We start from the raw sequence: 13,498 nt of genomic DNA, 5'->3' as shown, positions 1-13,498 counted from the left end.
AACCAAATTTATAGACCTTATAACGATGGAAAAACCTCACGGCTTAGCGAAACAAACTTTATTCCGCTCATCTTCGACTCAGCAAGGTGCCAAACTGTTGTTGCTGAGCTGTATGGTTTTGACTGTCCCAGCGTGTAACACCTTACCCAAGCAGATCCCACAGATGCCCGTCTATGCCTTTGATTTGCCAACCGATCAAACCAGTTTAGGCAAAATCGTACTGCCTTTACGTGAACAAAATCCAGGCCTTACAGGTTTCCATGTTCTCTATAATCCACTTGAAGCATTGGCCGCGCGTATCCATCTCATTGATAAGGCAGAAAAGACCTTAGATCTACAATACTATATTTGGGACAACGATCGTATTGGTTCTTTAGCGCTTTATTCTATTTTGAAAGCCGCTGATCGCGGGGTGAAGGTTCGATTACTAATCGATGATAACAATGCCAAGAAAATGGAAGGCATTTATTTGGCGCTCGATCAACACGCCAATATCGACATCAAACTGTATAACCCCTACCGCTTCCGTCACTATCGCGCGATGGATATGGTCTTAAATCTAAAACGCATCAACCGTCGTATGCACAACAAAAGCTTCATTGCCGATAATCAAATTTCGTTGATTGGTGGGCGTAACATGAGCAATCAATATTATAACGTCAGCGACAGTTATCAATTTTCCGATGTTGATGTGATGTTGGTCGGCTCTGCCTCAGATGAAATTGTGCATTCCTTCGATGAATACTGGAATGACGACTATGCCTTTCCAGTGCGTCAAATTGTCAACGCTAACCATTACAGCTTGCGTTATGAAGGTTTAAAAACCCAGTTAGAGCAGCACTATCAGGAAGTGACCGTACAAAATTATTTGGATCTGGCCAATCGTTCTCAGGCCTTTGAACACTGGCTAAATGATAGTATCCAGTTCGATTGGGTCAAAGCCGAAGTGGTGAAAGACTCGCCAAGCAAAACCAAGTCTCGTGCGAAAAAAGAAGAACATTTAAACTTCCAGTTGCAAACCCATTTAGAAAAGCCAATGGAAAGCATCGACATTATTTCGGCCTATTTTGTGCCTGAACGTAAAGGCAAAAAACAGTTGGCAAATCTAGCTCAAAGTGACATTCAAGTTCGCGTACTGACCAACTCATTTAAAGCCAATGATGTGCCGCTGGTGCATGCTTTCTATGGAAAATATCGTGAAGACTTGCTGGAAAGCGGTGTTCATCTCTATGAGTTTTTAGCCACGCCTGCGGCCGAAGCCCTAAACGAAAACAATGAAGAAATTTCGAAAAAAGCCAAAGTCAGCATCAAAGGATTAAGCCGCTCGAGTCTACATGCCAAACTCATGGCCATTGATGAGAAACAGGTTTTTATTGGTTCATTTAATTTTGATCCCCGCTCTGCCAACTTAAATACAGAAATTGGGGTTTTACTGAACAGTCCACCGCTGGCCAAAGCGGTACACTACACCATGGACCAAAACCTCAGTAAATATGCCTATAAGCTGGTTTTAGATGCAAATAAAAAAATTAACTGGCAAATCAAACAAGCTGATGGTTCTACCAAAACCTATACCACTGAACCCAAAATGAATTGGTTCAAACGTGCTGGTCTCAAAGTCGTCTCTTGGCTACCAATTGAAGGCTTTATGTAAGCCTTCAAGCTTATTGCATGTTGGGTTGGGACTTCAAAACTTTCTGATGTAAATCGGCCAAACCTTGCACCATTTTTTGTTGGACCAGTGCCGTTAAACTCTCAACCGTATGTCCTGCGGTACAAATCGCTGGCAGCGCAACTAAATGTGCCGTGACTTTTGGCATTTCTAGTACTTTTTTAACATGCTCGGCAAAACTAATGTTACCGATAAACGGAGAGACTTGGTCAAGTCCGCCCTGTTGATTCACATAGCAAAGCAAACAAATTTGCACATCACGCTGGGCCTCAATTGCTGCGCCTAAAATACGTCCATGAACCTTTTTCACTTTAGAACCATCGGTCGTAGTCGCTTCCGGAAAAAACAACACAGGAATATCTTGTTTTAAAAACGCTGTAATTTGCTCTCGAATTTTGATGGAATCGCCTGAACCACGTTGAATAAACAAGGTTCCACCACTTTTTGCCAATTTGCCAAACACAGGCCATTTTTCAATTTCAGCCTTGGCCAAAAAGAAAACTCGTGCGCCTGAGCCTAAAACCGCGACATCTAACCACGAAATATGATTGCTGACCCAAAGGGCAGGCTTACGTGGAATATCCCCGTGGACATGAACATCAATGTTAAAAACCTTGCACAGTCGACGACAGAAATACTGCACGTAACGGGTATTTTGTGGATTGTTAATGTCTTTATACAAGCCATGTCGATAGACCAAATAAAACCCTTCGGACACGGCGCCAAGCCCTGAAGCCAGCTTTTTACCATACAGAAAAAGCTTAGAGACACCTTTTATTGATGTTGTTTTTATTTCAGTATTCGATTGCATAGACGGTTCACTTGGCACAGCTTCATTCAACATTTAATCATTGATTTCGGCTCATTCTATACTGATCTTGAGCAACTTGCATTGATCATAAAAACCGAAGGCCCAGATGATTATTTTCAATTTTAATCGTTTAAACAAGTTAATTAAAATAAATCAATCGAAATACCAAAACATGGTGTGTACATGAACGATCAAATGAATCCTCCAGCTCCACCGTTAAATCCTGTTCAGGCACTGAAATTTATTATAGGGCTCAGTATTTTATACTTTGGTACCTTACTGCTTTTGGTTCACTTATTTCGCTCAATGTAAGGCAACGGCATAACTATTTCGCTCAATCTCAGCAAATTCATCTACACTAGAGTTTTCAATGTGAGATCGAATTTAGTGGAATATTTTGAGCAGAAGCAAGGTGGCGAAAAAACCATTTTAGTCAGTGTTGCCATCCATATTCTGGAAGACCTTGATGCAGAAGAATTTCGCTTGCTTGCTAAGTCGGCAGGTGCAGAAATTCTGGAGCATGTTCACGCTCAAAGATTCAAACCCGATGCTAAATATTTCATTGGTTCAGGCAAAGCAGAAGAAATTGCTGCTCGTGTTGAGGAGCTTGAAGCCACACTGGTGATTATTGACCATGCCCTAACCCCTAGTCAGGAACGTAATCTGAGTCGCATTATCAAGTGCCGCGTCATTGACCGTACACGCCTTATTCTAGATATCTTTGCACAACGTGCCCGTACCCATGAAGGGAAACTTCAAGTCGAATTGGCTCAATTGGATCACTTGTCTTCTCGACTGGTCGGTACAGGCATTAGCCTCGATAGCCAAAAAGGCGGGATTGGACTCCGTGGTCCAGGTGAAACGCAACTCGAAACTGACCGTCGTTTACTTCGTGTCCGTGTTGGACAACTTAAAGATAAATTAGAAAAAGTCCGTCAGACCCGTATTCAAGGGCGTGCTGCACGTCAAAAAGCAGCAATTCCAACCGTTTCTTTGGTTGGTTATACCAATGCGGGCAAATCGACCCTGTTTAACACCCTTGCCAAATCTGATGTTTATGCCGCAGATCAGTTATTTGCAACCTTAGATCCAACCTTAAGACGTTTGGAATGGGACGGTATTGGCCCGCTGGTCCTAGCCGACACGGTTGGTTTTGTGCGTAATCTTGCGCATGCTTTAGTGGAATCGTTTAAAGCGACGCTAGAGGAAACATTAGAAGCCAGTTTGCTGTTGCATGTGATTGATTCGAGCAGTCCAGACCATATGGAACAAATTGAAGCTGTTGAAAAAGTGCTCAAAGAAATTGGCGCAGATATTCCAATCCTACGGGTGTATAACAAGATCGATCAAAGTGGCGAACAAGCCAAAATCATTTACGCTAAACCCAATGTACCTGAGCGTGTCTATGTCTCAGCACATACAGGCGAAGGATTTGATCTACTACGCCAAGCGGTCCAAGAGTGCTTGATGGGCCAAATTCAAAACTTTGACGTCCTACTCAAACCTGCCTATGGCAAATTGCGTAATCAACTGTACGCCCTAAATGTGATTCAATCTGAAAATTATGATGATGAGGGCAACCTACACCTACAAGTGTATATTGCGCCACATAAACTTGAACAATTGATCAAACAAGCACATTTACCGATTAATGAAATTTTAGGTTTGAAAGCAAAACAATTTCATCGTGAACTCGAAGAATTTGAAATCAAAAGCTAAATCGGTTAAAACGTGATAAGTAAAATGTTAATGACAGAACAAAATGGAATGGATAAAAACTGTTGATTGGAAAGCATGGATCGGCACGGTTGCCCTGATCATCATCTTTCGTGAGGCGGCTGTGTGGATCACTGGACGTTTTGGACATCCTGAACTGGGCAATTTAATTGGACTGATTAGTTTATTAATCGTCCTTTTGGGTTGGAGAAAATTTCATAAAATTCCAGCACGTTTGGTGGATACCAACAATAAAATCATGAAAGAAAGTGCCTTTGCTTTTCTACCTATCAGTGCAGGCTCCCTGCTGATGATGACGCATTTAGGCAGTGAAATCCCAATGTTTTTGGTGGTGCTATTTGTCAGCACACTAATTCCACTGTGGGTTTACGCAAAAATGTCTAAGAAATGGCTTTAAGAGTGTGCACATGATTCCCATTATTTTCGGTTTTTTCCTAACCCTCGTTGCCTATTTACTGGCAAAGCCACTCAACAAAAAACTGCCACAGATTCCCGTGATTGTTTTTGGCATGTGCTTTGTGATTGCCCTGCTGTTGTTGTTAAACATTCCGTATGAGCAATATATGGCACAGGTAAATCCAGTGTTTAACCATCTGCTCGGTTATGTCACAGTCGCATTGGCTATTCCATTGGCTGCAATGCGCTATGACGACCTCCCCCTCAAAGCCGTGGTGGGTATCTTGGTCTTTGCCAGTATCAGTGCGGTCGGACTGCCGATGGGACTGGCTTATCTACTACATTTGTCCGATCCTACCATTATGGCATTTGCCACACGCGCAGTCACAACGCCAATTGCGATTAACATTGCAACACTGCTGCAAGCCCCTGTGAGTCTGGCAATTTTAATCGTTATTTTATCCGGTGTGATTGGTGCTGCATTTTCACCACTGATCCTCAAACATATTAATGATGAACGAGCATCGGGCTTAGCGCTAGGTCTTGCAGCTCATGCCATCGGTACAGCTCAAGCATGGCAACGGGGAAGTATTGCTGGACGTTATGCAGCCTTTGGAATGGCTGTCAATGCGGTATTTACAGCAATCTGGTTACCGTTGTTTATTCTATACTTGCAAAAAATGTGATATGTTCCTCACATAAACAATTGTATTGTTTAAAAAATCGACTTAAGATGAGTTTGTCGTTGATTACATGATAAAAGGATTTTGTTCATGAGCAAATTGACACTTGCAATCGCATTCGCTACAACCGTTATAGGCAGTACAGCTTTCGCTGAAGATATTAGCGGCACTTGGAAAAATATTGATGACAAAACTGGGTCGTCAAAAGCCATCCTTGAGATTCGCCAAGAATCAAATGGGACATATACCGCTAAGATCGTTAAAGTTACGCCTCGTCCGGGTTATACGCCAAAAGAAACTTGTGTGAATTGCCCTACGCCATATACCAACAAACCAATTTTGGGCATGGACATTATTAAAGGCTTAAAGCATGTCGACGGCACCAATAACTATGAAAAAGGTCGTGTGATTGATCCTTTGTCTGGCAAACTTTATGATGCGAAAATGAAACTGAATGCCACAGGAAAGCGTCTTTCTCTACGTGCATACATCGGTGTTTCTGCTTTAGGTCGTAACCAAACCTGGTTAAGAATCGACTAAGAATAAAAAAGCCACGAACTTCGTGGCTTTTTTAATGCATGTGCTATTGAACTGGATTATCAACTGCAAATAAGGTCTCATCTTCTAAACGGTAAGCCATTAATTGATGCCCCCAAACACAACCGCCATCTACATTTTGAATCGAGTCTGAAATGGTTTTGCCTTGTAAAGCGGCCCAGTGACCAAACACAACTTTATGGGTTTGCGCTGCTTGTGAAGCAAATTCAAACCATGGTTTGAAGCCTTCAGGCATCGGGTCGCTGAGTGAGTCTTTAAAACTAAACTCCAAACGCCCAGCACTATCGGTTAAACGCATGCGGGTCAAATAATTTACGATACAACGTAAACGCGCGTGTCCCGTTAGCTCATCCGACCATAAGGTGGGCTCTTTGCCATACATTTCTTTTAAAAAGGCATCGACAACATCAAAATCATCCGCTGCAATGACAGCCTCAACTTCTGCGGCTAAAGCAGCAGTTTGTTCTGCTGTCCAATTGGTTGGAATGCCTGCATGAGTTAGAACCGTGGTTGCGTTTGGAAATACACACAAGGGTTGTTTACGTAGCCAATCAATCAAATCATCACTATCAATCGCATCAATCACATCACGAATGTTATCTTTGTCTTTAATTGCTTTAATGCCACGTGCAGCCGCCAGCAACGTTAAATCATGATTACCTAAAACTGTTGCAGCCGCATTACGCTCTACTAATTTTTTAATAAAGCGTAAAGCACCCAATGAGTTTTCACCACGGGCAACCAAATCCCCTGCAAACCAAATAAAATCTTGGTCAGGATCAAACTGAATAGACTTTAGCAAGGCTTTTAGTGCTTCAAAACAACCCTGCACATCACCAATGACATAATTGTATCGAATTTCTGCACCTGCCACCTTAAGCCACCATTTGATCTGCTAATGCCACAAATTGAGCCAGTGTTAAAGTCTCTGGACGCGCCATCGGATCAACACCTGCTTGTTCAAAACCATCTTCAACCAACATGCCTTTTAAACTATTACGCAAAGTTTTACGACGCTGAGTAAAGACGTGCGATACCAAACGTGCCAAGGCTTTTTCATTTTTTGCCACAATCGGCTTAACCGCATACGGCTCTAGGCGGAACACCGCAGAAGTCACTTTTGGTGGCGGGTTAAATGAACCCGGTGGTACTTCAAACAAGAACGTAGGTTTACAGAAATACTGAATCATCACCGACAAACGACCATATTCTTTGCTATTTGGAGAAGCCGTAATACGGTCAACCACTTCTTTTTGTAGCATAAAGTGCATATCTTTAACTTTGTCACCAAACTCCAAGAGGTGAAACAAAAGTGGCGTCGAAATGTTATACGGCAAATTACCCACAACCCGTAAAGGACGACCATCTTCAAATAAGTTGATGAAGTCGTACTTCAGTGCATCTGTTTCAATAATGGTTAAACGTTCAGGATGTGGCACACGCCCCGGCAAACCTGCCGCCAAATCACGGTCTAATTCGACAACCGTAAGTGCATCACATTCACCAATCAACGGTGATGTTAATGCTGCCAAACCCGGGCCAATTTCCACAATGTTATCACCTGAACGTGGTGCAACTGAACGTACAATCTTGGCAATCACACGTTGGTCATGTAAGAAGTTTTGCCCAAAACGCTTCCGCGTATGGTGCCCTTCATCTTTAGGGTTTAAGGCATTAATTTGATACATAAAATTTTCCAACGTGAGTTAATCACTGAACATTAGTGACGAGCTAATTCTAACGCTAAATCAACAGCGACCTGTAAGCTTGAGCTTTTCGCAAGACCCGTGCCTGCGAGGGAGAGAGCTGTGCCATGATCGACTGAGGTACGAATAAACGGTAAGCCCAAAGTAATATTAATGGCTTCACCAAACCCTTGCGATTTTAACACAGGTAAGCCCTGATCGTGATACATCGCCAAAACAGCATCGGCATCTTTTAAGTTTTCAGGGGTAAATAAAGTGTCGGCAGGTAAGCTCAGGCTCATATTTATGCCTTGAGCACGGTAGCTTTCCAACACGGGGTTGATCACCTCAATTTCTTCCATGCCCAAATAACCATCCTCCCCTGCATGTGGGTTTAAACCACACACTAAAATGTGGGGATGCTCTTTTTTAAATTTGCTTTTTAAGTCCTGAGTTAAAATATCAATGACTTGATGCAATCGCTCTTTGGTAATCGCATCGGGTACTGCTCTTAATGGCAAATGTGTAGTAGCCAGCGCGACACGCAAGGTCTTGGTTGCGAGCATCATCACCACACATTCAACCCCAGCAAACTCTTGGTAGTATTCGGTATGTCCACTAAAGTGAATCCCAGCATCATTGATGACTGACTTTTGTACAGGAGCAGTTGCAACACCTACACTTTTACCGGACATAGCATAATCGGCCGAACGTCGTAGCTGCTCTAAGACATAAGGCGCATTTTCAGGATTGAGCTCACCCATTACAACAGCTTTGCTTAAAGGCACATGCTCAACATAAAGTTGACCCTGAGTTGATGATGCTTCTTGCCCTGAATATTCAATCAGTTCAATGTCCAATCCCAAACATGCTGCACGTGTACGTAGCAAGTTCATATCACCAAGGACCACGATCGGACGCTCATCTATACGAGCAGCAAGGCTTAAACAAATATCTGGACCAATCCCAGCAGGTTCACCACTGGTGACATATAAAGGCAGCATGATCAACTCAAGTAAAATGCGTTTTGACTATTATACAACGTCTCACCCAGTATCTCCGCATTCACCGTACTCAACTTGAACCTATTCTTTTATATTTAAATCCTCACTTATCCTGTTTTCACATTCCATCAACTTTCAAAGAAAAAATAAAGCCTCAAACACATCAAACATGAGCAAAGAAATTGCGAGTCGTAACTGCTGCACTGTCCGTTAATTTAAAATGGTTCTATGGTGATAATCCTGCATTTCATTCAGTGAAGTCATAAAGTTCAATATCGCTGTTCCCCATTTTTTTAAAGTTTGAACTCTTTTGTGGTTTTTTAAAAAGAATAAACTTTGATCTCTTCCTTTATGTAGGGAAATACCTTAAAATACGGCTCTTGAAATTTTATATTTTCATTTGTGATTCTGAGCAACTTCGTTTAGAATCGCGTCTCCTTTTGTTTGGACAGATTCCATAGTCCAAACCAACTATAATAGGTAGTGGTTTAATGAAAACTCTCAGCGCTAAGCCTGCTGAAGTTCAACACGACTGGTACGTTGTTGATGCTTCTGGCAAAACTTTAGGTCGCCTTGCGACTGAAATCGCTCGTCGTCTACGTGGTAAGCACAAGACTTCTTATACTCCTCACGTTGACACTGGCGATTATATCGTTGTAATCAATGCTGAAGAAATTCAAGTGACTGGTAAAAAAGCGCTTGATAAAAAATACTATCGCCACACTGGCTTCCCTGGTGGTATCCGTGAGACTAACTTTGAAAAGTTAATCGCTCACAAACCTGAAGCGGTTTTAGAAAAAGCTGTTAAAGGTATGTTACCAAAAGGTCCTCTTGGTTATGCAATGATCAAGAAAATGAAAGTGTATGCAGGTACAGAGCATCCACACGCTGCTCAACAGCCACAAGTTTTGGACATCTAAGGGATACAGCACATGGCTACTAATTATGGTACAGGTCGCCGTAAGACCGCAACTGCACGTGTTTTCTTGTCAGCTGGTACAGGCAAGCTCGTAATTAACAACCGTACTCTTGAGCAATACTTCGGTCGTGAAACTGCTCGTATGGTTGTTCGTCAACCTTTAGAGCTTCTTGAAGTTACTGAAAAGTATGACCTTTACATCACTGTTGCTGGTGGTGGTATCGGTGGTCAAGCTGGCGCTATCCGTCACGGTATTACTCGTGCGTTGATCGCTTCTGACGAAACACTTAAACCTGCTCTTCGTCAAGCTGGTTTCGTTACTCGTGATGCTCGTGAAGTTGAACGTAAGAAACTTGGTTTACGTAAAGCTCGTAAACGTCCTCAATTCTCTAAACGTTAATTCGTTTACCGAATCGGACAAAAAAGCCTTGGTTTATCCAAGGCTTTTTTTATGCGTCATTTTCAAGTTTTAAGTCCATGCTTTCTGCTTTATTCGTACCACATGCCTCTAGTTACATATTCCTGCTTATTTTGAAAATTGATGATCTTTGGGAAGTGGTGCATTACACGGCTCGTCGGTTTTCTCATCGACCATTTTCACAGGTCCATCATTATAAACAGTGACCTTACAGCCTTTTACTGTATATTCTTGCTGAATGCCGCCATACATCTCATCCTCAGAGATAGAAGTAGCGACATCACAGGCTTCATCGGCAATACAAGCAGCATATTCAGCAGTCTGCTGCGCTACATCTACCTGTTCGGATGCATCTCAAATTTGACCATAACTACTTGAGATAGAAGTCATTAATATAATAACTGCGATCGATTGGGTGATTCTGAGCCTAAGCTGCATGGTTCTATCCTTATTTTTCATTTATTCCAAGTTGTTCGATTGTATAAGCATATAGGACTTACGCATTGACGGATTCAAAAAAGTATTAAAATACTTTATAAAGTATCTGTGATCAGACGAATTAAACATGCTTCTACAGCAACTTGTACTCTACCCATTTATATGGGCTTTCTCATGACAGAACCGAACTCTATTAGCTGCACACAACTTGCCGAGACTTATAATATCTCGCATGATAGTGTAAATCGCTTTCTAGAGCGTGAAGACTACACACCTCACGACCTATATCAGGAAGCAATTCAACATATTGATAATAATAAACTTATAGTCAGTATTGATGATACTGTTTTAGATAAACCGTATAGTCAGCATATGGACTTAGTTAGCTATTTTTGGTCAGGCAAACACCACCGATCCGTCAAGGGTATTAATCTCATTACCTTGTATGCGACAGATCAAAATGGTCAAAATATTCCAATTAATTTCCGAATTTATGACAAATCTGAAAGTAAAACCAAGAATGATTACTTTATGGATATGTTAAGTGAAGTACTCAGTTGGGGTGCAAAGATTCAATTTATTACAGGTGATAGTTGGTATTCATCGACTGCAAATCTAAAAACCATAAGAAAACATGGTATTCGATTTATGTTTGGTATCGACTGTAACCGTAAGGTTTCCCCAGAAAAAGGACAATGGTTTCAACTGCGTTTATTGCCGAATTTCCATCAGGGTCAAGTGGTCTGGCTCAAAGATTTTGGCTTTGTACAATTATTTAAGACTCAGTTAAAAGAACAGCAGAGGTTTTATATTGTGCATCAAGATGAAGATGATTTATTGTCCTTTGAGGGTTTTCATGAATTACATTCAAGTCATTGGAAAATAGAACAATATCACCGAGTGATTAAACAGGTTTGTCATATTGAAAAGTTTCAAGTAAGACGATCTAAACTGATTTTGAATCATATTTTTTCAGCCTTGATGGCCTACGTCGAGATACAAAAGAACCAGTTTGAGCGGATCTTTGAAAATGTATATCGTTGGCAGAAGAAATTATTTAGACCAATCATCAAAGACTTCATTGATGACTTTATTCTCGATAAAAATCATCTGCTACCACAGAGAATCTATAAATAATACTGCGTAAGTCCTAGCATATTAAAGTTAAGATGATTTTATTGGCTATTTTTAGTATTCTAACCGATTCACTTCACCTAGTTTCTGAAATATGTCTGTCGAAACTACTCCGCTTCAAGGAATTACGCTGTATAGCCATGCAGATGATTTTCGCTCCCATTGGATTCGTTATGTACTTGCAGAGAAGCAAATCAAATACCATTTGGTTTTAAGTGATGCAGATGATGAAGATCTCGCCAGCTTAAACCCTTATAACCAGCTACCGATGTTGATTGAAAATGATTTAAAACTATTTAATGCCAATATCATCTCTGAGTATTTAGACGATCGTTATCGTCAAAACAAGCTCTATGCCGACGCACCTATGCCTCGTGCAGAACAGCGGCAGTATATTTGGCGCTTTGAACAAGATTGGTTAAAGCTTGCCGATATGATGCTACGCCATCCAGATACACTCGATGAACAAGCAAAACTGAAAGCACAAAAAAAACTGAAAGACACACTCATTTCCTTAACACCATTGTTTCAGCATTTCCCCTATTTCATGTCGGAAAGCTTTAGCATTTTAGATTGCATGCTTGCGCCTATCTTTCTACGCTTAAACAGCATGGGCGTGCATTTACCGAAACAGCAATGCCGCCCAATCTATTTATATTGTCAACGTATTTTTAGTCGTCCTGCATTTTTAAAGTCTTTAACTTTGCAGGAGAAAAACCATTATCAATCTGAATTTAAACAGCCGTAGAGAACATTATGTCTGATCAAGAATTAAACCTTACGCCGACTCGTCCATATTTAGCTCGCGCCATTTATGAATGGATTTGTGATAACCAACTGACACCGCATTTATTGGTCGATGCAACCCAGCCCAATACTCTCGTTCCTGAACAGTTTATTCAAGATGGCCAAATTGTCTTAAACATCGTCCCTCATGCCGTACATGCGCTACATATGAGCAACGATGCGATTACCTTCTCTGCACGTTTTGGTGGCGTATCTCGTGATATTTATGTCCCATTTAATGCTGTGATAGGCATTTATGCCCGTGAAAATGGACAGGGCTTGTTCTTCGATCCAAGTGAGTATGACAATCATACCCAAAGTGAGCAAAATGCTTTAAAATCAGACAATGAAGAAAAAACTGAACCCGCTAAGAAAAAACCAAGTTTAAGGTTATTAGATTAATAAAATGGAGTAATTATATGGCTTTTGATTTAGTACAATATTTTGCAGAGCAGATTAAAATTCAAAAGCCTGAGCTTCTGAGTCAATATTCAGATGAGGAACGACTTCAATATCTTTCTGAGGCCAACACCCTCTCCCTTGGAAAACTCATCACTTTGATGCGTCAAGATGGCACCAAGCTCTATCATGAGATTCAAACCCAAGATCATCTCTATATTCAAGAACTTGCAAGGCATCTCACCACGTCTCCGCAAAATGAATCACAGTTAGCGAAGGCAGACTTAGAACATAGCTTGACTACAATGTTGGGGCTTCAGTTCGCTGAACTCAAACAACTTGATGTCACAGGGAACTTTGGTGAACATGGAATTCGTGAGCTGCTTGTCGGTCAAATTGAGCACCTCTCAGGTCTGGCTGATGACTGGGTTTGGACAACAAGTGAGCTAACAGAGCTGATTGGCTCTAAACCAAAGCCTAAAGAAGAGCTATCATTAGAAGAGACGATGAAGGAGTTTAATCAAATGGTAAATCAACACGCAACAGACCACTCAGATCATCTACACCCACAGGTAGTAGAGCAAAATCCAACACCAACATGGGCAAAACTGATTGAGCCTGCTGTGGCTATTGTTATTTTATGGGGACTTTATTGCGCAGCAAGTCAAATGTTTGTCTAATTCCCAAGGGATGCACTTATTTTGCGCATCCCTTTATTTTTTAATGAAAAATAATTATATATTTCATCGTTGTAAATCAAAAAAAATCGATTTATTTTTTGCTTTTATTTGTCCAAATGATAAAATTTACATTTTGTTGCAATAGTAAATAAATTAAACACTTTTTCAAATAACAATG

General features: G+C 41.1%; 15 protein-coding genes and 1 pseudogene. 11 read left to right on the top strand and 5 right to left on the bottom strand.

The annotated features are described in order from the left end of the window. The first annotated feature begins 112 nt into the window (after window positions 1–112). Window positions 113–1,654 carry a phospholipase D family protein gene (locus AC4CUZ_RS06980; protein WP_490748054.1) on the top strand — a complete coding sequence of 514 codons (1,542 nt, stop codon included), beginning with the start codon at window positions 113–115 and terminating at the stop codon, window positions 1,652–1,654. A 10-nt stretch (window positions 1,655–1,664) separates the two neighbouring features. Here the strand turns inward: AC4CUZ_RS06980 and AC4CUZ_RS06975 are convergent, their stop codons facing one another. Continuing rightward, the gene (locus AC4CUZ_RS06975; protein WP_178928884.1) at window positions 1,665–2,483 is read right to left on the bottom strand and encodes a lysophospholipid acyltransferase family protein; all 819 of its coding nucleotides are present in this window, start codon (window positions 2,481–2,483) and stop codon (window positions 1,665–1,667) included. 387 nt (window positions 2,484–2,870) lie between these two features. On the opposite strand from AC4CUZ_RS06975, the gene hflX reads away from it, so the two are divergent. The 4 genes from hflX to AC4CUZ_RS06955 all read left to right on the top strand — a co-directional run bounded on the left by hflX (window position 2,871) and on the right by AC4CUZ_RS06955 (window position 5,839). Further along, window positions 2,871–4,202 carry a ribosome rescue GTPase HflX gene (gene hflX, locus AC4CUZ_RS06970; protein ID WP_114837562.1) on the top strand — a complete coding sequence of 444 codons (1,332 nt, stop codon included), beginning with the start codon at window positions 2,871–2,873 and terminating at the stop codon, window positions 4,200–4,202. Between the two features lie 43 nt (window positions 4,203–4,245). Then, a complete protein-coding gene (locus AC4CUZ_RS06965) occupies window positions 4,246–4,617 on the top strand; it encodes a hypothetical protein (RefSeq protein WP_004695106.1) in 372 nt (123 codons plus the stop codon). A gap of 10 nt (window positions 4,618–4,627) precedes the next feature. After that, window positions 4,628–5,302, top strand: coding sequence for an LrgB family protein (locus AC4CUZ_RS06960; RefSeq protein ID WP_004695104.1), 675 nt, complete (start codon window positions 4,628–4,630; stop codon window positions 5,300–5,302). 87 nt (window positions 5,303–5,389) lie between these two features. Further along, window positions 5,390–5,839 carry a DUF2147 domain-containing protein gene (locus AC4CUZ_RS06955; RefSeq protein ID WP_178928881.1) on the top strand — a complete coding sequence of 150 codons (450 nt, stop codon included), beginning with the start codon at window positions 5,390–5,392 and terminating at the stop codon, window positions 5,837–5,839. Between the two features lie 43 nt (window positions 5,840–5,882). Here AC4CUZ_RS06955 and AC4CUZ_RS06950 read toward each other — a convergent pair whose 3' ends face one another. The 3 genes from AC4CUZ_RS06950 to pdxA are packed head-to-tail and all read right to left on the bottom strand — an operon-like array spanning window position 5,883 to window position 8,546. Next, complete coding sequence (locus AC4CUZ_RS06950; RefSeq protein ID WP_148825541.1) at window positions 5,883–6,731, bottom strand: symmetrical bis(5'-nucleosyl)-tetraphosphatase; 849 nt, start codon at window positions 6,729–6,731, stop codon at window positions 5,883–5,885. A 1-nt stretch (window position 6,732) separates the two neighbouring features. After that, a complete protein-coding gene (gene rsmA / locus AC4CUZ_RS06945) occupies window positions 6,733–7,545 on the bottom strand; it encodes a 16S rRNA (adenine(1518)-N(6)/adenine(1519)-N(6))-dimethyltransferase RsmA (protein WP_178928882.1) in 813 nt (270 codons plus the stop codon). Window positions 7,546–7,577: 32 nt separating this feature from the next. Next, window positions 7,578–8,546: a 4-hydroxythreonine-4-phosphate dehydrogenase PdxA gene (pdxA, locus tag AC4CUZ_RS06940; RefSeq protein WP_010327460.1), complete on the bottom strand. Its 969-nt coding sequence runs from the start codon at window positions 8,544–8,546 to the stop codon at window positions 7,578–7,580. Between the two features lie 491 nt (window positions 8,547–9,037). Here pdxA and rplM point away from each other — a divergent pair, with 491 nt between their 5' ends. Both rplM and rpsI read left to right on the top strand, forming a co-directional pair. After that, window positions 9,038–9,466, top strand: coding sequence for a 50S ribosomal protein L13 (rplM, locus tag AC4CUZ_RS06935; protein WP_004695096.1), 429 nt, complete (start codon window positions 9,038–9,040; stop codon window positions 9,464–9,466). Window positions 9,467–9,478: 12 nt separating this feature from the next. Further along, on the top strand, window positions 9,479–9,865 hold the full coding sequence (rpsI, locus tag AC4CUZ_RS06930) for a 30S ribosomal protein S9 (RefSeq protein ID WP_004695095.1): 387 nt from the start codon (window positions 9,479–9,481) through the stop codon (window positions 9,863–9,865). A 126-nt stretch (window positions 9,866–9,991) separates the two neighbouring features. Here rpsI and AC4CUZ_RS06925 read toward each other — a convergent pair. Beyond that, a pseudogene (locus AC4CUZ_RS06925) lies at window positions 9,992–10,186 on the bottom strand (hypothetical protein); the annotation flags it as partial. A 243-nt stretch (window positions 10,187–10,429) separates the two neighbouring features. Between AC4CUZ_RS06925 and AC4CUZ_RS06920 the strand changes: the two are divergent. From AC4CUZ_RS06920 to AC4CUZ_RS06905, 4 genes are all read left to right on the top strand, one after another. Further along, entirely contained in the window at window positions 10,430–11,458 is a 1,029-nt protein-coding gene (locus AC4CUZ_RS06920) for an IS701 family transposase (protein WP_490747408.1), read from the top strand. A gap of 91 nt (window positions 11,459–11,549) precedes the next feature. Then, on the top strand, window positions 11,550–12,203 hold the full coding sequence (locus AC4CUZ_RS06915; protein ID WP_004695093.1) for a glutathione S-transferase N-terminal domain-containing protein: 654 nt from the start codon (window positions 11,550–11,552) through the stop codon (window positions 12,201–12,203). An 8-nt stretch (window positions 12,204–12,211) separates the two neighbouring features. Further along, the gene (locus AC4CUZ_RS06910) at window positions 12,212–12,643 is read left to right on the top strand and encodes a ClpXP protease specificity-enhancing factor (protein ID WP_010327462.1); all 432 of its coding nucleotides are present in this window, start codon (window positions 12,212–12,214) and stop codon (window positions 12,641–12,643) included. A 17-nt stretch (window positions 12,644–12,660) separates the two neighbouring features. Next, window positions 12,661–13,320, top strand: coding sequence for a hypothetical protein (locus tag AC4CUZ_RS06905; protein ID WP_178929032.1), 660 nt, complete (start codon window positions 12,661–12,663; stop codon window positions 13,318–13,320). Window positions 13,321–13,498: the final 178 nt, after the last annotated feature.

The sequence above is a fragment of the Acinetobacter sp. 789_lipA genome (genome assembly GCF_058242845.1).
Note: the sequence above shows the minus strand (reverse complement) of the source record. Positions and strands in the feature narration are given on the sequence as shown.